Genomic DNA, 18,036 nt, shown 5'->3' on the forward strand with positions numbered 1-18,036 from the left:
CTCAGCGCTCCACCAGGGCAATATGGCGGTTGTACCAGTTCATGAAGACCGAAATTGCCAGACTGAACGAAAGGTATACGCTCATGAAGATGGTCACGGCCTCGATTGCCTGTCCGGTCTGGTTCAAAGTGGTATTTCCCACGGAGACCAGGTCCGGGTAACCGATAGCCACTGCAAGCGAGCTGTTCTTGGTCAGATTCAGGTACTGACTGGTGGTTGGCGGTACGATTATGCGCAGTGCCTGGGGCAGGATGATGAAACGCAGCACGCGCACACGTCGCAATCCTAGAGAATGGGCGGCTTCGCTCTGGCCATAATCGACTCCAAGAATGCCCCCGCGCACAATTTCTGCGATGAAAGCTGAGGTATAGGTGGTCAGGCCGAGCAACAAGGCTGCAAACTCGGGAGACAGGTTGATCCCCCCCTGGAAATTGAAGCCCTGCAGTGTCGGGAGTTCGAGTACGATCGGCGCACCGCCTACCAGCCAGGCGATGATTGGCAGACCGAGGATCATAGCCAGGCTGCAGGGAAAGACGGGAAACTGGAGGCCGGTACGATTCTGACGGCGTCTGGCCCAGGCACGTAACGCGAAGCTGAAGACAATTGCGAGAAGGAAAGCAATGCCCATGTAGCCGTAGACTGGGCTATCGGCGGGCGCAGGAATCATGAAGCCGCGGTTGCTGAGGAAGACTCCCGGCATCGGTTCAAAGGCCTGGCGTGGAGAGGGCAGGGTGATGGTGATCACGCCATACCAGACGAAAAGCTGGAGGAGCACGGGGATATTGCGCAGGATTTCGACGTAGGCCGAGGCCAGCTTGGCAACCAGCCAGTTCGTGGAGAGGCGCAGGATACCGACGATTGTCCCCAGTATCGTGGCCAGGATAATTCCCAGCAGGGCAACCTGAAGGGTGTTCAACAGGCCGACGAGAAACGCCCGGCCATAGGTGTCCGAGGCCTCGTAGCTGACCAGGGATTCACTTATCGAGAATCCGGCGCTGCGATCCAGGAAGCCGAAGCCCGTGGAGATGTTCCGCTCTTCCAGGTTCTGCAACGTGTTGGAAAACAGATACCAGCCGGCGAGGATCACCAGTCCCAACGCCACTGCCTGGTAGATGATCGAGCGCGCCTGGGGATCATGCCAAAGTGCAGCCACGCCCTTCCGGTTTGTCTCGACTCCGGTGGGTACCGTCACGGTCGAACTCCTCGTTCCCGATCCTGTTTTATCAAGATAGTTTGTTGGGCGGGTATAACCGCCTAGTCAGGGAAGGGGATGTAAGGGCGAAAGGCCGCCACGCCTCTTGGCGTGACGGCCTTTGCTCTTCTTCTTTACCGTACCGGCATGGCGTACATCAGACCGCCATCGGTCCAGAGCGCATTAATGCCACGCTCAAGACCCAGATCGGTGTCCGGACCGACATTGCGTTCGAAGATTTCCCCGTAGTTGCCCACGGCCTCAATCGCGTTGTAAGCCCAGTCTGTTTCGAGATCCAGGTGCTCGCCCATGCCGGGTTCAGCACCCAGAAGACGCTTGATTCCAGGATTCTCGCTGGTCTCGCGCATCTCCTCGAGGTTCTCGGAGTTTACGCCATATTCCTCGGCTTCGATCAGGGCATAAACGACCCACTTGACGATGTTGAAAAATTCATCGTCGCCCTGACGCACAGCCGGGCCCAAAGGCTCCTTGGAGATGATTTCCGGCAGGATCATGTGTGCGCTGGGATCCGGAGCTGTCGAGCGAACGGAGGCCAAGCCCGAAGAGTCGGTCGTGTAGGCATCGCACCGACCTGCGAAATAGGCCGCGTTGACTTCCTCGAAGTCCTCGATGACCACCGGCTCGAAGTCCATGTCGTTGGCACGGAAGAAATCCGCGAGATTCAATTCCGTCGTCGTGCCGGGTTGCACACAGATGGTGGCGCCGCTCAGATCATGCACGCTTTCGACGCCAAGATCCTTGGGCACCATAAATCCCTGACCATCATAGAAGGTGATCGGGGCAAAATGCAGACCCAGGGAGGTATCACGGGTCAGCGTCCAGGTCGTGTTGCGCGAGAGCACATCCACTTCGCCAGACTGCAACGCCGTGAAACGCTGCTGGGCAGTCAGGGGTGTGTAGCTGACGGCTTCCGGGTCACCCAGGATTGACGCTGCAATCGCCTTGCAGACATCCACATCCAGGCCTTGCCAGTTGCCTTCACTATCGGGGTTGCTGAAGCCGGCAAGCCCCGTGTTCACGCCACAGCGCAGCTCGCCACGGTCGCGAACGGCGTCGAGCGTTTCACCTGCCATCGCGGGCATGGCTACGGCCGAGGCGGCGACAAAGGCGCCGGCAGCCAAGAATGATTTGAGTGTCATGAATCTACCCTATCCTGTTCTTCGTTTTATGAGTTGTAAGTTTCTGGCTATACAGCCTGATCAAGTTGTAACAGCTGTGCGGAAAATTTGAAGAGTTTCTTGAAGTGAAAATCTAACATATTGATAAATAATACAAAAAAATACCTGCCTGAGAGGTTGTGAAAGCGGCTGAACACTGCTGTTCAGGAACCTGTGGAAAACATGCCCAGAAGACGTGGGTCGATGACGCGTCTTTGTTTCCGGGAACGGACCGTGAATCCGACAGTCTGATAAAGCGCGAGTGCACGAGGGTGATCCAGGTTGCAGGTATGAACCTTCAAGACCGCAACTTGGCTTTCCCCTTGTGTCTGCCAGGCGCACTGAACCGCGTGGCGTAACAGGGGTGGTCCGAGTCCTTGACCGATGAAGTCGGGAAGCAGTCCAAAATAGGCCAACTCCACTTCACCAGGGTGACGCCGGTCGAGTTCCGCGAATCCGGCCGGTATCCCTTGTTTATACAACACAAGAAGTTCGACCCTCGGATCCTGGAGAATAGCGGAGAGTTCGCGGTCGGGCATGATCCGGCGCTCCCACCAGAGCCAGGGAGCGCCGACGGTGTTGTAGAGGAACCTATAGAACGAGAGCGTCGGATCCGGGGCTTCAAGCAGATGGCAGCCAGGAGGAAATCTGAGCGAATCTGCTTCGAAAGAGGGCACGGAGTCCATTTCAAGGTAGGTGATCTCGGTGTCCAGGTAGACGCTCTCCGCCTCGGTATCCTTCGACCCGTTGCCTGCTTCAATCCATTTCGCCATCACCGCGCGGGGCGTCAGCTGATACCCCTGCTTGCCGTAATACTCCGCCACCTTTTGGTTCTCGGGCCGAACCATGAGCTGGACCTTGCGAATGCCCTGTTCCGCCAGCCAGGCTTCGGCGGTTCGGAGTAGTTGTGCTGCTATGCCCTGGCCGCGCTTCTGGGGCGTGACGGCCAGATAATATAGCCAACCGCGGTGCCCGTCGTGACCCGCACAGAGGGTGCCGACAAGGCGATCGTCCATCAGACTCGCAAAAACACGTGAAGATGGACCGGAGCGAAAGAGAGCGATATCCGCATGGGGGTCGTTGTGCGGGACCAGCAAGCCACACTGATGCCAGAGGTTCACACAGGGCTCGTCCTCCTCGGGCGCAAGGTCACGGATCACCGGTTTGAGCAGACGGCTTTCGCCTTCAGCTGTGGTCATCGCGCTTCTTGTCCCGGGGCAACGGGCCGGTTTCTATTGGCACATTCTCAGCCAATCCCCATTCCGCCCAGGACCCGTCATAAAGGGCAACATCCTTGTGTCCCAGCATTTCCAGGGACATTGCCAGTGCGGCCGCCGTGATTCCTGAACCGCAGGAGGTCACAATGGGGCAAGCCAGATCGACGCCGGCCTCTTCGAAACGCTTGCGCACCTCTTCCGGGGGTTTCAGACAGCCGCTGCCGGGATCGAGCAGGTCGGTATAGGGTACGTTGTAACTGCCTGGTATTCGTCCCGATTTCCGTCCGGCCCAAGGCTCAGGATCCTGTCCTTCGAACCGTCCCGGACTGCGTGCATCGACCACTTGCTCGCGTTTTGTCTCAATATTCCCAAGTATCTTATTGATACTTCTCACCCGTGTTGTGTCGAGACGGGCCGTGAAATGCCGTTCCTTGGGAAGGACAGGGTGGTCATCAAGAGGGCGATTCTCCTCTTTCCATTTCGGCAGCCCACCATCGAGAACATGAACATCCCGGTGTCCGAAGATACGGAACATCCACCAGACACGCGGTGCGGACATGAGCCCCTTGCGGTCGTAGACGACAATGCGGGTTCCGTCGCCTAGCCCCAGTCTCCGAACTTTCGAGGAAAAGACTTCCGGTGGAGGCAGCATATGAGGCAGGGAGCTTTCGCTGTCCTTGATCTCGTCAATGTCGAAGAAAACGGCCCCTGGTATGTGTTCCTGCTCATACTCTTCCCGGGCATTTCCGGTTTCCACCGGAAGATAGTAGGTGGCGTCGACAACGCGCAGGTCAGGCGCGTTCAGGTTCTTCTCGAGCCAGTCAGTGGAAACGAGATAGTTGGACTCCGATGTCATCCGGCTGTGTCCTGACTTGCGAATCGCAGGTTGATGCGACGGTTCTGCTTGCCCTTGTTCTCGATCTTCCCGACCTCGATCCTGCCGATTTCACTGGTATTTTGGACATGCGTGCCTCCACAGGGTTGCAGGTCAACACCTTCGATCTGCAACATGCGGACCCGTCCGCTGCCGCGAGGCGGTTTGACGGAAAGAGTCCGAACGAGCTCAGGCGACTGATCCAGTTCCTCGTCCGTCGCCCATAGCACTGAAACGGGAATGGCACGTTGTACCAGTGCGTTCAGTTCCTCGTTCAGCCACCCCTTGTCGGGGGCGCCATCAGGCAGGTTGAAGTCCAGGCGCGCCTTGCCATCGGATATCTGCCCGCCTGTCACGTCGCCCTGAACCAGGGAACAAAGGAGGTGGAGACTGGTGTGCATGCGCATGAGTCTGTGGCGCCTGTCCCAGTCTATACGCAATTCGACGTTCTCGCCGACGTCTGGAAGTTGAGCACCTTCCTCGAGAAGGTGGACAACTTCGTCATCTCCATCCCCCTTCCGCGTATCCAGAATCCGCACTTCTTCTCCCGAAGCGCGAATCAGGACTCCGGTATCTCCTGGCTGGCCACCGCCTTCGGGGTAGAAAACCGTACGATCGACGTGAAGTCCCTCGGGGGAAACGGCAGTAACCGTCGCTTCACAGCTCTGGAGATAGGGATCTTCGCGAAACAGCAGTTCCATTCACTTCACTCCTGCAGCCAGTTGGGGACCGGCAGTTCCTTCTCCCGCAGGAAAGCGGGATTGTAGAGCTTGCTCTGATACCTTGTCCCGAAATCGCAAAGTACGGTCACGATGGTGTGCCCCGGGCCCATTTCCCGCGCCAGGCGGATGGCGCCGGCAACGTTCACCCCCGTGGAGCCGCCCATGCAGAGACCTTCATGCTCCAGCAGCTCAAAGGCCACGGGCAGGGATTCACTGTCGGGGATCGTGTAGGAGGTGTCGAGCGGCATGCCCTCTAGATTCTTCGTCACACGCCCCTGTCCGATGCCTTCGGTAATCGAGGTGCCTTCGGACTTGAGGCTGCCGTGAGCGTAATAGTGATGCAAGGCAGAGCCTGCAGGATCGCTGAGCGCGGTGCGAACTTTTGGATTTCTTTCCTTGAGGGCCATGGCCACGCCCGCAAGCGTGCCTCCGGTGCCGACCGAACAGGTGAAGCCGTCAACCTTGCCTTCGGTCTGTTCCCAGATCTCCGGTCCTGTTGTCTCGTAGTGCCCTTGACGATTGGCAACATTGTCAAACTGGTTGGCCCATATGGCGCCGGCCTCATGCGTTTGCGCCAACTCGTCCGCCAGGCGTTGCGAGACGTGGACATAGTTTTGCGGGTTCTTGTAGGGAACCGCTGGAACTTCGCGCAGGTCCGCCCCGCAAAGACGCAGCATGTCCTTCTTTTCCTGGCTCTGGGTTTCCGGAATCACGATGACGGTATGATAGCCACGTGCGCGGCCGACCAGAGCAAGCCCGATTCCTGTATTGCCCGCAGTACCTTCGACTATGACGCCGCCTGGCTTTAGCAGGTCCTTGTTCTCCGCATCCTTAACAATCGCCCAAGCGGCCCGGTCCTTTACGGATCCTCCGGGATTCAGGAATTCAGCTTTTCCCAGAATGGTGCAGCCGGTCTCTTCGGAGGCCCGCCGCAGGCGAATAAGAGGAGTTTCTCCGATGGTGCCTATGAAGCCGTCACGAATCTGCATGAATGTTCAAAGCCTGTCGTCGAGGTTGTATGCTGGAAATAATACTTTGCATACAAGTGGGGTGGTGGTCACGTTTTCCAGGCGCGCTGAACCTGGTCCCTGTTGAGTCTCAACCATACAAGCGCCATCCAGGCTGTTGCATTCTCTATCTCACCTCTCTCGAGCATTTGATAGGCCTCTTCGAAGGGCACCATGAAGGCCCGGATATCCTCGTCCTCTTCCGCCAGACCGTAAAATCCGTTCGTGCCCGGTGCGTCGAGGCGGCCAAGATAAAGGGAGATGACTTCATCACAGCCTCCCGGAGAGGGCAGGACACGATTGATGGACCATAGGGCGGAAATCTCGAGGCCCGCTTCCTCTCGGCTTTCCCGCAGGGCGGTTTGCTCTTCGTTCTGCTGATCCTCGATGATGCCCGCGACTACCTCGATCTGCCAGCCGTCCATCCCGGCCAACCAAGCCGGCAGCCGAAACTGCTCCAGCAACATGACGCTGTCACTTTCCGGATGGTAAGGCAGAACAGCGACCGCCGGTGCGCGTTTGCAGACCTCCCGAGTGAGTGAATTGCTCCAGTGACCATCCTGCTTGCGATACCGGAAGCTGTGACGGGATATCCTGAGAAAACCGGAGAATGGCTGATCACTGGAAAGCAGTTCTACATCCATGGGGCCTGGTCATTCGACGTCATAGGACTCGACGATGGTAATTCCGATGCTTTCGTAATATCGCTTGGCGCCGGGGTGCAAGGGCGTTCCCAGGCCATTGAGGGCGGTGTCCAGGGATATGCGGCGCGCCTGGGGATGACCTTCCTCGAAGAGTCGCCTGTGTCTGGGATGCCAGAAGGCCTGCGTCATCTGGTAGACCAGTTCTTCATCCAGCCGCGCATCGACCAGCCATTGTGCCCCCACCGACAGGGTGGGGGTGCGCGGAACAGTCCGGTAGGTTCCCGCCTCTATCTCGGCCGGGGAGAAGAAAGGATAGCGCTCGCGCAATCCTTCAACCGGTTCTCCTTCAAGGCTCAGCAACCGGACCGAGACCTCCTGGGTAAGGTCGCTGACGGCTGGCGTCGGGGTGCCTGCGACCATGAAGAAACCGTCGAGTTCCCCTGTGCGCAATTGTGAGGCCGCGATATTGGGGGCGAGGTACTTCGCTTCGAAGTCGTTCGGAGACAAGCCCCAAGCCTCCAGTATCAGCAGGGCGTCGACCAGCGATCCCGATCCTTTCCGATCCAATGAAATACGTTTGCCCCGGAGGTCTTCGGGGTGGGCTATCTCAGCTTCCGCCCGTGTGACCACCTGGATCACTTCGGGATATAGATTGGCGATTGTACGCAGGTTGCGCATCGGCTCGCGGTCTTCATAGGGACCTTCCGCGTGATAGGCCCAGTATGCGACGTCTGCCTGGGCAAGAGCCGTTTCCAGATCCCCTCGTTCCAGGGCCTCTACATTGAAGGCGGATCCCTCGGTCGACTGGGCCGTAGCAATCAGATTAGGCACCCCGCAACTACCGCCACGTTCACATTCCCTGCTGCCCGGGGGGCTGCTGATCGCGCTGGCGATCAAGCCGCCGATCGGAAAGTAGATACCGGCAGTGGACGCCGTGCCGATACGCAGAATGCGTGCTTCCTGGGCGATCGCAGTTCCCAACCAGGGCGCAGAAGCCAGTAGTCCGCTTGCAAGAAGGAAATGGCGTCGGCTCAAGGGCACCGTCACATCTCCCGGTCAAAGTGAAGTGTGTAGGCAGGATAACCCCAGCAATCGGGCATGGCCAAGGCAACTTGACGGCGGAACCTGATTTTTTCGGCTCTGCTGTGCCTTTTTCCTTTAAGGCGCGGATCGGGTAAGGCAAGAATGGAACTGATGAGTTTCATTTCTGATTCACCTTCTCCCCCTTTGCCGCTGTGGAAAAGACAGCGCCATGAAAGACTCCTGACAGCTGCAATCGAGATTCTCAGTCGCCAGCCTGCGGAAGACCTGTCCATGGACCAACTGGCCAGGGCTGCCGGCGTCGGAAAGGCGACCCTGTATCGATATTTCGAGGGGCGGGAGGCTCTTCTGAGAGCCTGTCTCGAAAAGGTCGTTGCGGATCTTGGCCAGAGAATCGAGCAGATCGAGGAAAGCTCCCTTCCGCCGCTCACGCGTTTCCAGGAGATTGTGGACTGTATGACGCGAGTATTCTCCCAGCATTTCCTGCCGTTGCGCATGTTGATGCGTAGCCAAAACGAGTTGGAGGAAAGCTGGAGGCAGTCAGTCCACCAGGCACGCATGACACTGGTAAGTGTCCTGCAGAGGAACTTCGAGCGCGGACATCAGAGTGGCGATTACCGAGCGGTGGACAGTGAGCTTCTGGCCCATTTGGTCATGGGCATGATCCGCAGCGGCGTGACCCACGTATCGAGCCGTGAGCTGGAAGGCCTTGTTGCGGGTATTACCGACTATGCAGCCTGCGGCTTTGCTGTTTGTTCTCCACGACAAGCCCGCCTTTCCGGACAACGCAACTCCTCCGCCATGGCCTCACCAGAAGTCGAGAAAGACGAGAATGTCAAAGGCTAAGCAGCTGATATTCCTCCTGGTCGCAGGTCTTGTCGCAGGAGTGCTCTGGCACCTCTTTTCCTCTCTTTCCATGCAGGAGAGGGGCGAGATTGCCAGTGTGGAGGAGCAGGAAGATGCGGCTGGCGAGCAGCCTGTCATAGTTCGCGAGGTGAGCTTCGAAAGCGGGGCGTCTACTCTGGTGTCCGTGGGAACGGGCCAGGCGCAGCAATCCATTACCCTCTTCCCGGAATCCGCCGGCCAGGTGCGTGACGTATTGTTCTCGGCCGGGCAGGAGGTGGTGCAGGGGGATCTCTTGCTCGCGCTGGACAAGGAGGACGAGGAGCTATCGGTAGAATTGGCGAAGCTGCAGTTGGAAGACGCGCGACAGAGACTGCAGCGCTATGAAAGTGCTGCCCCAAGCGGAGCCGTTTCCACGAGCGAGGTCGACCAGGCGCGCAATGCCCTCTCCGTCGCACAGATCGAATTGGCTCAGGCAGAACTCGCTTATACCAGGCGTATGCTGTTGGCCCCCTTCGATGGCGTGATCGGGATTCCCCAGGTGGACCCCGGCGACAGGGTCACGGAATCGACGGCAATCGCGACCCTTGATGATCTTTCCAACCTGCTTGTGGATTTCAAGATTCCGGAAGCCTATGCCTATGCCATCGACAAAGGGCAGGAAGTCGAGGCGCAGACCTGGGCACTGCCCGGTATGGATTTTACCGGCACGGTCACAAGCCTGGGCAGCCAGATCGATGAGGAAACCCGCACACTGCAAGTGCGTGCGCGTCTTCCGAACGAACAGGGCCAGCTGCGGACCGGAATGTCCTTTGTCATGGAACTGCCACTCTCCGGCGAACTCTATCCTGCGGTTCCAGCCGTCGCGGTACAATGGGACAGGGAAGCCGCATATGTCTGGCGCGTTCGGGACGGACAGGCAGAGCGCCAGACTGTCGAAGTGGTCAAGCGCTCGGAGGGGTGGGCCTTGCTGTCCGCGCAGCTGACCGGAGATGACCGGGTGGTCGTCGAAGGCATGCAGTCCTTGCGGGAAGGCATGCCTGTGGAGGTTCGTCAGCGACAGAACAATACCGCAGATCTGACCAACCCGGAGACCGCGGGAAATCAGAATGACGGCTGATCCGGTGGATCACAGGGAAGATCTGCCGTCGATCAGTGTTCGACGGCCGATTCTGGCAATCGTCCTGAATCTCCTGATCGTATTGGCCGGCATAGCGGCGGTCATGGGAGTCGAGGTTCGCGAACTGCCCAGTGTGGATCGACCGGTGGTCACGGTTCGGGCCAGTTACCCCGGAGCCGCACCGGAAACCATGGACGCAGAGGTTACGCGCGCACTTGAAGGAGCTGCTGCGCGGGTCAACGGTGTGCGCTCCATCAATGCCGCCAGTGAAGAAGGCAGCACAAGAATATACCTCGACTTCGACCCCTCCGTTGATGTGAACGATGCAGCGAACGACGTGCGAGAAGCGATCAGCGAAGTTCAGCGGAGCCTTCCGGACGGTGTGGAGGATGTCGTGGTCATCAAGGCCGATGACGAGGCAAGTCCAATCCTGCGACTCTCGGTCACGAGCGATAGTCTGACCACGGAGGAACTGACGCGTTTGGTCGATAACGAGATTTCGACCACTTTGCTGAGCGTTCCAGGAGTGGCCGATGTCAGTCTGTTCGGCAATCGCCAGCGAACCCTGAACATTGTGCTTGAGCCCGCTAAGCTGGCAGCGTCGGAATTGACCATAGAAGATGTTGCAGATGCGCTGGAAAGTGCACGTCTGGATGTTCCCGCCGGTAGCTTTGAGTCCGGCGATCAGGATCTGGTCGTGCGGGCCGATGCTTCGGTTGTGGAAGAGGGGGCCATCGAGGCCATCTTCATCAACGACAATGTACGTGTTCGCGATGTGGCGAGTGTCTTTTACGGACCTGCTGAAGCAAGCTCCTACGTCCGTCTGAACGGGGAACAGGTGCTGGGGCTTGGCATTATTCGCCAGGCGCAATCGAACACGATCGAGATCTCCGAAGGCGTTGGGGAGGCCGTAAGGGAGCTCAATCAAAGATTCGAGGACATAAATATTGCGACGATTTCCGACGATGCGGTCTTCATCAGTGGCGCGATCAGCGAGGTTCTGCTGACGCTGCTGTTCGGGATCATTATCGTGATTCTCGTGATTCTGACGTTCCTTGGATCTCTGCGCCTAACCCTTATTCCCGGCATCACGATACCGGTGGCCTTGATCGGGACATTGGCGGCAATCTGGTTGCTGGGTTTTTCGGTGAATATCCTGACATTGCTTGCGCTCGTTCTGGCCACGGGCCTTGTGGTCGACGATGCCATCGTTGTTCTGGAGAACGTGGAGCGTTGGCGGCGTCACGGAGTCGGGCGCCTGGCAGCTGCAGTCCTGGGCACGCGCCAGGTTTTCTTCGCCGTGCTGGCGACGACGGCAACCCTCATCTCGGTTTTCGTGCCCGTTGCTTTCCTGCCAGGGCGCGCCGGCCAGCTGTTCGAGGAATTCGGCTTTGTGCTGGCAATTTCCGTGGGACTTTCTTCCTTTGTGGCGCTTTCCCTGTGTCCCATGCTGGCATCCCGCTTGATTCCATCCCAGACGCGCAGATCCATCGAGGGCGGACGGCTGCGCAATGGGATGGAGGCCATGGGCAGCTGGATTGCACGGCTTTATCAGAAGGTGCTGGCCGCCATAATGAAGATACCGCTTCTCTTTTGCGGAGCGGCGCTTGCACTGGCGGCTTCAACGGCTCTTGTCTATCTGAACCTCGATCAGGAGCTGGTTCCTCAGGAGGACCGCGGAGTTCTGGTCATTTCGATGCGTGGTCCCGATGGGGTAAATCTCGGCTACACGGATCGTCAGGTCAGCCGGGCGGAAACATTGCTGGAGCCCCTTGTGGAAAGCGGAGAGGTTCGCAGCGTGCTCTCGATCGTTGGGCGCAGGGATCCCAATGCCGGCTTCATCATTGCGCCTCTGGCCCCCTGGAGTGAGCGCGAGCGCAGCCAACAGGAAATCTCCGATAGCCTGCAGCCGGCCCTCAACGATATTCCCGGCGCGCGCAGCTATATTGTCAATCCCAACAGTCTGAGCATACGCACAGGGGGATCGGACCTGGAGTTCGCCGTCACAGGACCGGACTACGAGCGCATTGCCGAAGCCTCCGAGGAGCTCATGACAGCCATGTCCGAGGAACTGCCATTGGCAAATGCGCCGAGCATGGAATATTCCACGACGCAGCCACAGCTCTCGATGGATATTGACCGGGAGCGAGCCGCGGATCTCGGGATCGATATTTCCAGCATAGCCAGTGTTCTTCGCACCATGGTGGATGGCTCACAGGTCACCGAGCTTAATGTCGAGGACGAGGCTGTCCCAGTCTATCTGGAATCCCGCTTTGGAACCGTTCAGGATACAGACGATCTCAATAACCTCTTCGTAACGACACGCGAAGGGGATGTTATCCCTCTGTCTTCTCTCATCACGATCCGGGAAAGCGGCATCGCACCAGAGCTGGAACGGCGTGGGCAAAGGCGGGCGATCGAGATCGAGGCCGGGCTTTCGCAGGATTATTCGCTCAATCAGGCTGCCAGCGATGTGCAGGCACTTGGCGATGAGATCCTGCCCAACGGCTACAGTCTTGTGTTTCTGGGGCAGGCGGAGGCGTTGGAGGAAGCCGCCAGCGACACAATGATCACCTTCGCCATCGCTCTTTTTGTCGTGCTTCTGGTCCTGGCTGCCCAGTTCGAGAGCTTTGCCAGTGCCATCGTCGTGATGCTTACGGTTCCCTTTGGGCTGGCTGCCGCCGTTCTCTCGCTCTGGCTAACCGGCACGTCCCTCAATATCTACAGCCAGATTGGCCTTATCATGATCATTGGCTTGATGGCCAAGAATGGCATCCTGATTGTCGAATTTGCCGATCAGCTGCGCGATCGCGGCTTGTCTGTCAGGGAGGCCGCATTTCAAGCAGCTTCCATTCGCCTGCGCCCCGTGGTCATGACCATGCTTTCGACAATTCTGGCGGCCGTTCCCCTGATTCTCAGTGGGGGAGCCGGAAGTGAGGCACGGACTTCGATTGGTTGGGTGATTTTCGGAGGGCTCGGCATCGCGATCTTCGCCACTTTGCTGCTGACCCCAGTGATCTATCAGCTCATTGCTCCCCTGGCCCGCAGCCGTGGAGATTTCGGACGCGCTCTGGAGAAAGAGCTGGAGGTCGTTAGAACGGAACAGGAGAAGCAGGCTTGATTCATGAAGCTTTTCCTCTTCTCCGTCGCTGGTCCGTTCTTCTGTCCATAGCGGCGTTGAGCGCCTGTACGACAGTCGGGCCGGATTTCGAGCCACCTGAGCCGGAGGTGCCTACCTCCTACGACGCACCGATTCCCAGCCGCTTTCAGGGCAGTTTTTCCAGTGATTACTGGTGGGAACTGTTCAACGATCCAAAGCTTTCCGAATTGGTCGAACTCGGGCTTGAGGAGAATCTCGAAATACGGGCGGCGGCCAGCCGGGTCCGTGAAGCCCGAGCCCAGGCACGAGGGGTAACGGCCCAAACAGGACCGAATTTCGAGATCGGCGGCGAAAGCGGTGGATCCATATCACGCAATCTAGGGGCCGAAGACCATACACGCTCGGGATCTCTCGAGGCCATTCTTGATGGAAGCTGGGAGATAGACGTTTTCGGACGACTGGCGCGCAGCGAGGAGGCGGCCTGGGCTCGGGCAGAACGGGAAGAGGCGCTGCAGCGTGAAGCCGTCCGTCTGACCACGGCTGAAATCGCACGCACCTATATCAACCTGCGGGGCGAGCAACTTCGCCTGTCCCTGACGCAACGTTCGCTGGACCTTCAGGAACAGACCCTGGAATTGGTGCAGCAAAGGGTCGCCAGCGGCTTGGCCCCGGGGCTCGATGAGGTGCGTGCTCGTGCCGCGCTTGCCTCCCTGCAGGCCGATCTCGGCCCCTTGCGCAGCAATATCCAGAGTTTTGAGAACGCTCTGGCTGTTCTGACCGATCAACCACCTGGAGCCCTGGTCGAGCTATTGTCTCCAGAGGCTCCTGTGCCGGACGTGGAGGATGGAAGCCCCGTCGGTGTCCCCCTGGACATGGTCCGGCATCGACCGGATCTTCGGGCAGCGGAGCTGCAGATTGCCGCTGCCACGGCTGAAATTGGCGTTGCCACGGCCGAACTCTATCCGCGACTGACCATCCCCGGCTCCATATCTCTCACGCGTGGCGGTGTCGGAACGGAGAACATCGTCAACACGCTCATGGGGTCGCTTTCACTGCTGCTCCAGATGCCGCTTTATGACGGGGGCGAGCGTCGGGAAGCGGTCACAGCTGCGGAAGAGCGTGCCACGCAGGCGCTGTTGAACTATCGAGAAACTCTGCTGAATGCGCTACAGGAGGTAGAGGATGCACTTCTGAACTACCGTGGCACGGCGTTGCGCCTCAGTTCGCTGGAGGAAGCTGTCGAGAACAATCGTCTGGCTTACCAGCAATCCCAGGAGCTTTATCGGCAGGGCTTTGCATCCTTCATCGATGTGTTGGACAGTCAACGTGAACTGACTACTTCGGAGCAGGAGTTGGCGGAAGCGGAGCGACAACTCAGCCTTGAAGCCGTCAATCTCTATGCAGCACTGGGCAGTGGCCTGCCGGAGGAAGAAGAACTGGCGTCGAGTGAAGGACAGTGACGCCAAGGGAAGGAGGAGAAATCGGGGCATATGGCGGTGAGGGTGGGATTCGAACCCACGAAGGGCTATTAACCCTTACACGCGTTCCAGGCGTGCGCCTTAAGCCACTCGGCCACCTCACCGGTTTTTGCGCAACACGACACCGTTGGCTCCGGACCGTTGCGATGGAGCGGGAACATAGCCGAGGCCCTCGGTCTATGCAATCCCGCAAGTACAGGGAACGGAAGGGCAGTGGATGACGGTCTTCTTGCCATGATCTACTGTTCGCAAAGACGCAGATAGGGAGGGGATGATCACGTGTGTGGTTTTTTCAGGATACTCGGGTGGCTCTTCCTGATTGTTGGCGGTTTTTGCCTTCTGTTGGAAGGACTTGCCTGGCGGTCGACAGGGGAGTTCACCTTCCGCGAGGGCGGCGCTCTCTGGTACAGTCTGGATCCCGGAAGCCTGAATCTCGTGCAGGCTGTCATCGAGCGCTATCTCTGGCCGCCTTTGTGGGATCCCGCTCTACTTGAAGTGCTGCGACTGCCGGCCGTGCCGTTTTTCCTGGGAGTCGGTGCCCTGTGCCTGCTTCTCGTGCGCCTTGGGCGCAGGCGTCAACGCTGAGGGTAATCTGGTCCGAAATCTTGGGGACAACTGGACAATCATGCGGATCCTTGCCTAAAGTTTTTCCGCCAAGAACGGAGTACGGGTGATTCGTGAGCAGTGATCCACGTAGTGATGGCTTCCGGATGCCGCCGGAATGGGAAACCCACGCCCGGTGCTGGATGGCTTGGCCTTCCCGCGATGACCTGTGGGGAAAGCACATCGAAGAGGTTCGTGAGAACTACGCCGATATAGCCAAGGCGATTGCTCGGTTCGAACCTGTCACCATGATCGCGAATCCGGATCATATGGCGGACATTTCCCTGAAATGCGGTAGTGGTGTGGCGTGCCTTCCGGTCGAACACGACGATTCCTGGATACGCGACAATGGGCCAAGTTTCGTCATGAACGCCATCGGTCGGATTATGGGCGTGAGATGGGACTTCAATGGCTGGGGAGAGCGCTTCCTGCCCTATGATCTGGACGCCGCGGTGCCGGATGCTGTCCTCGATCACCTGCGCATCAGCCGATATACGCCTGGACTGGTTACGGAAGGCGGTGCCTTTCATACCGACGGGGAGGGAACCCTGGTCGCCGTCGAGCCCAGCATCGTCAACGACAACAGAAACCCCGGAAAATCACGCGAGGAAATAGAGGACATTCTACTGCGTCACACCGGAACGGATCGGATGATCTGGCTGCCTTATGGGCTGGCCGGCGATCATACAGACGGACACGTAGACAATGTCTGTTGCTTCATTCGACCCGGGGCCGTTGCCGTTCTGGCCTGCGATAACGAGGATGACGAGAATTACGAACGCCTCAACGCCAACAGGCAAGCGCTCGAGGCGGCCGTGGATGCACAAGGCCGGGAGTTGGAGATAATCCAGGTCCCACAACCTCGAGCGCGATACAACGACAAGGGCGAACGCCTGCCCTTGAGCTATATCAACTTCTACGCCCCGAACGGAGGTCTGATCCTGCCGGCTTTCGAGGATCCGGCCGATGACCGGGCGCACAAGGTACTGGCCGGCGCTTTCAAGGGGCGCGATGTAATACAGCTGCCTGTACTCGATATCCTGCAAGGGGGTGGAGGCATTCACTGCATTACCCTGCAGCAACCCAAGTTCATGAGTCCTGGTAGCGAGAGCGGCGCGTGAAGCTGGGCGAAGCCTTCGCGGCAGCCACTCCTCAGCAGAAATAATCCTCGGGAATATCGGTGATCGCGGCCGAACCGCGTATAGCTGCGGCAGCATGGGCTTCACTGGCCGGCAGTATGTTGTCGGCGAAGAAGCGCGCCGTGCGCAGCTTGCTGAAATAGTAGTTGTTCTCGCTGTCGCTGGAATCGCTTTCGGCACAGATGACCGCAGCCTTTCGTGCCCCCTCAGCCAGCAGCCAGCCACCGGCCAGCGTGCCGAGCAGGTTCAGGTAGGGTGTTGCTCCTGCCGCAGCTTCCAGAGGCCGCTCTTCCCATACCTCCATAAGCCAATTCGTAGCCTGCTCAAAGGCTTCGCAAGCTTCTTCGAGACTGCGCCGAATGGCACTGAGATCTTCGTCACGTTCCCTTTCAAGGGCCTTTATGGTTCCACGGACCTTCTCCAGGAATGCCAGGGCCGGCGCTCCCTTGTGGCGCATGATCTTGCGACCGATCAAATCGAGCGCCTGGATGCCGTTGGTACCTTCATAGATCGGAGCAATGCGCGCATCCCGGAAGTGTTGCGCCGCACCTGTTTCTTCAATGAAACCCATGCCGCCGTGGACCTGGATGCCGAGAGAGGCAACGTGACACCCCGTATCGGTGGCCCAGGCCTTGGCGACCGGAGTCAGCAGGTCCAATACGTTCACGCGGCTTTCATTGCGTGCCTGCTCATCAGGGAGGTTGCGGGAAAGGTCGATGGCCGTTGCGGTGTAGTAGACAAGGGCACGTGCAGCCTCGGTATTGGCCTTCATGGTCATCAACATGCGGCGCACATCGGGATGGCGAATAATGGCGACGGACTCGCCTCCGGGCTGTCCGAACGGTCTGCCCTGAATACGCTCGAAGGCAAAACGGCGCGCCTGCTGATAGGCACGTTCTGCAATGCCGACCCCCTGAGCGGCAATCGAGAGCCGAGCATTGTTCATCATCGTGAACATGCACTCCATACCCTGATTCTCTTCGCCGATCAGATAGGCGACCGCCCCCTCGTCCTCGCCGTAGGACATGGTGCAGGTGGGGGACCCGTGTATGCCGAGCTTGTGCTCCAACGACACGCACTGCATATCGTTGCGTTTGCCTGGCTTTCCATCGGATTGCGGCAGTCTCTTGGGGACGATGAACAGGCTGAGCCCCTTTGTGCCGGGTGGTGCATCGTCGGTACGCGCCAGAACCAGATGAATGACGTTCTCGGCCATGTCGTGATCACCATAGGTGATGTAGATCTTCTGGCCGAACAGACGGTAGCCATTTTCCTCGCGCACTGCACGGGTGCGCACGGCGCCGATATCGGATCCCGCCTGAGGTTCCGTCATCGTCATGGCCCCGGTCCAGCGTCCGGAAACCAGGGGCGGCAGGTAGAGATTGCGCTGCTCCTCGGAGCCATGCGCCTGTATCAGCTCCACCGCTCCCTGGGTCAGAAGGGAGCAGAGGCCAAAGCTCATGTTCGCCGCATCGAAGACTTCCTGTATTGCGATTGCGAGAACCCACGGCAGGCCCTGGCCGCCATAGGCCTGGTCGAAGGGCAGGCTGTTCCAGTTGCCTTCGACATAGCGCTGATAGGCTTCGCGGAATCCATCGGGCGTGCGAACTTCCCCATTCTCGAGCCGACTTCCCTGCAGGTCTCCCGTGTGATTTGTCGGAGCGACGATATCCCGGGCCAGCCGACTGGCTTCGGCCAGAACGCTGTCGATCAGATCTTGAGAGAGTTCATCATAGGCAGGAAGACCGAAGAGGCGATCTACCCGGGCTATGGCTTGCAGAGTAAAGCGCATATCCGGGAGAGCGGGGGTGAAGTCGCTCATTGGCTGCCTCTTGGGATTGGGGACTGCATGAGGGAAGGGTAGTGGGCATGACCAGA

Annotated in this window: 15 protein-coding genes and 1 tRNA gene; 6 read left to right on the forward strand and 10 right to left on the reverse strand. The window is 58.6% G+C overall.

What is annotated here, in order from left to right:
* Position 1: 1 nt before the first annotated feature.
* From ACFOW6_RS07145 to ACFOW6_RS07180, 8 genes are all read right to left on the reverse strand, one after another.
* Complete coding sequence (locus tag ACFOW6_RS07145) at positions 2 to 1,192, reverse strand: amino acid ABC transporter permease (RefSeq protein ID WP_382421650.1); 1,191 nt, start codon at positions 1,190 to 1,192, stop codon at positions 2 to 4.
* A 134-nt stretch (positions 1,193 to 1,326) separates the two neighbouring features.
* Positions 1,327 to 2,352, reverse strand: coding sequence for an amino acid ABC transporter substrate-binding protein (locus tag ACFOW6_RS07150; protein WP_382421651.1), 1,026 nt, complete (start codon positions 2,350 to 2,352; stop codon positions 1,327 to 1,329).
* Between the two features lie 182 nt (positions 2,353 to 2,534).
* A complete protein-coding gene (locus ACFOW6_RS07155) occupies positions 2,535 to 3,569 on the reverse strand; it encodes a GNAT family acetyltransferase (RefSeq protein ID WP_382421652.1) in 1,035 nt (344 codons plus the stop codon).
* Positions 3,556 to 4,443, reverse strand: a complete 888-nt coding sequence (gene sseA, locus ACFOW6_RS07160; RefSeq protein WP_382421653.1) for a 3-mercaptopyruvate sulfurtransferase — start codon at positions 4,441 to 4,443, stop codon at positions 3,556 to 3,558. Before sseA ends, ACFOW6_RS07155 begins: the two co-directional genes overlap by 14 nt.
* Positions 4,440 to 5,162 carry an alanyl-tRNA editing protein gene (locus tag ACFOW6_RS07165; RefSeq protein WP_382421654.1) on the reverse strand — a complete coding sequence of 241 codons (723 nt, stop codon included), beginning with the start codon at positions 5,160 to 5,162 and terminating at the stop codon, positions 4,440 to 4,442. The genes sseA and ACFOW6_RS07165 overlap by 4 nt, the downstream gene beginning before the upstream one ends.
* 5 nt (positions 5,163 to 5,167) lie before the next feature.
* A complete protein-coding gene (locus ACFOW6_RS07170) occupies positions 5,168 to 6,172 on the reverse strand; it encodes a cysteine synthase A (RefSeq protein ID WP_382421655.1) in 1,005 nt (334 codons plus the stop codon).
* Positions 6,173 to 6,240: 68 nt separating this feature from the next.
* Positions 6,241 to 6,834 carry an NUDIX domain-containing protein gene (locus ACFOW6_RS07175; protein ID WP_382421656.1) on the reverse strand — a complete coding sequence of 198 codons (594 nt, stop codon included), beginning with the start codon at positions 6,832 to 6,834 and terminating at the stop codon, positions 6,241 to 6,243.
* Positions 6,835 to 6,843: 9 nt separating this feature from the next.
* Positions 6,844 to 7,869: a TAXI family TRAP transporter solute-binding subunit gene (locus ACFOW6_RS07180; protein WP_382421657.1), complete on the reverse strand. Its 1,026-nt coding sequence runs from the start codon at positions 7,867 to 7,869 to the stop codon at positions 6,844 to 6,846.
* Positions 7,870 to 8,028: 159 nt separating this feature from the next.
* Here ACFOW6_RS07180 and ACFOW6_RS07185 point away from each other — a divergent pair, with 159 nt between their 5' ends.
* Genes ACFOW6_RS07185 through ACFOW6_RS07200 form a run of 4 tightly spaced genes read left to right on the forward strand, consistent with a single transcriptional unit; the run spans position 8,029 to position 14,398 of the window.
* Complete coding sequence (locus tag ACFOW6_RS07185; protein ID WP_382421658.1) at positions 8,029 to 8,721, forward strand: TetR/AcrR family transcriptional regulator; 693 nt, start codon at positions 8,029 to 8,031, stop codon at positions 8,719 to 8,721.
* Positions 8,708 to 9,838 (forward strand): efflux RND transporter periplasmic adaptor subunit, encoded by a 1,131-nt coding sequence (locus ACFOW6_RS07190; RefSeq protein ID WP_382421659.1) that lies wholly within the window; start codon positions 8,708 to 8,710, stop codon positions 9,836 to 9,838. The genes ACFOW6_RS07185 and ACFOW6_RS07190 overlap by 14 nt, the downstream gene beginning before the upstream one ends.
* Positions 9,828 to 12,959 (forward strand): efflux RND transporter permease subunit, encoded by a 3,132-nt coding sequence (locus tag ACFOW6_RS07195; RefSeq protein ID WP_382421660.1) that lies wholly within the window; start codon positions 9,828 to 9,830, stop codon positions 12,957 to 12,959. The genes ACFOW6_RS07190 and ACFOW6_RS07195 overlap by 11 nt, the downstream gene beginning before the upstream one ends.
* Positions 12,956 to 14,398, forward strand: coding sequence for an efflux transporter outer membrane subunit (locus ACFOW6_RS07200; RefSeq protein ID WP_382421661.1), 1,443 nt, complete (start codon positions 12,956 to 12,958; stop codon positions 14,396 to 14,398). The genes ACFOW6_RS07195 and ACFOW6_RS07200 overlap by 4 nt, the downstream gene beginning before the upstream one ends.
* 31 nt (positions 14,399 to 14,429) lie before the next feature.
* Here the strand turns inward: ACFOW6_RS07200 and ACFOW6_RS07205 are convergent.
* Positions 14,430 to 14,520 (reverse strand) — tRNA-Ser (locus ACFOW6_RS07205).
* A 175-nt stretch (positions 14,521 to 14,695) separates the two neighbouring features.
* On the opposite strand from ACFOW6_RS07205, the gene ACFOW6_RS07210 reads away from it, so the two are divergent.
* Both ACFOW6_RS07210 and ACFOW6_RS07215 read left to right on the forward strand, forming a co-directional pair.
* Entirely contained in the window at positions 14,696 to 15,001 is a 306-nt protein-coding gene (locus ACFOW6_RS07210) for a hypothetical protein (RefSeq protein ID WP_382421662.1), read from the forward strand.
* 92 nt (positions 15,002 to 15,093) lie between these two features.
* Complete coding sequence (locus tag ACFOW6_RS07215; protein WP_382421663.1) at positions 15,094 to 16,140, forward strand: agmatine deiminase family protein; 1,047 nt, start codon at positions 15,094 to 15,096, stop codon at positions 16,138 to 16,140.
* Between the two features lie 31 nt (positions 16,141 to 16,171).
* On the opposite strand, the gene ACFOW6_RS07220 is transcribed toward ACFOW6_RS07215, so the two are convergent.
* Positions 16,172 to 17,980 carry an acyl-CoA dehydrogenase gene (locus ACFOW6_RS07220; RefSeq protein WP_382421664.1) on the reverse strand — a complete coding sequence of 603 codons (1,809 nt, stop codon included), beginning with the start codon at positions 17,978 to 17,980 and terminating at the stop codon, positions 16,172 to 16,174.
* Positions 17,981 to 18,036: the final 56 nt, after the last annotated feature.

Origin of the sequence: Fodinicurvata halophila (assembly GCF_042651425.1) — a bacterium.
GTDB classification, from domain to species: domain Bacteria; phylum Pseudomonadota; class Alphaproteobacteria; order Kiloniellales; family DSM-21159; genus Fodinicurvata; species Fodinicurvata halophila.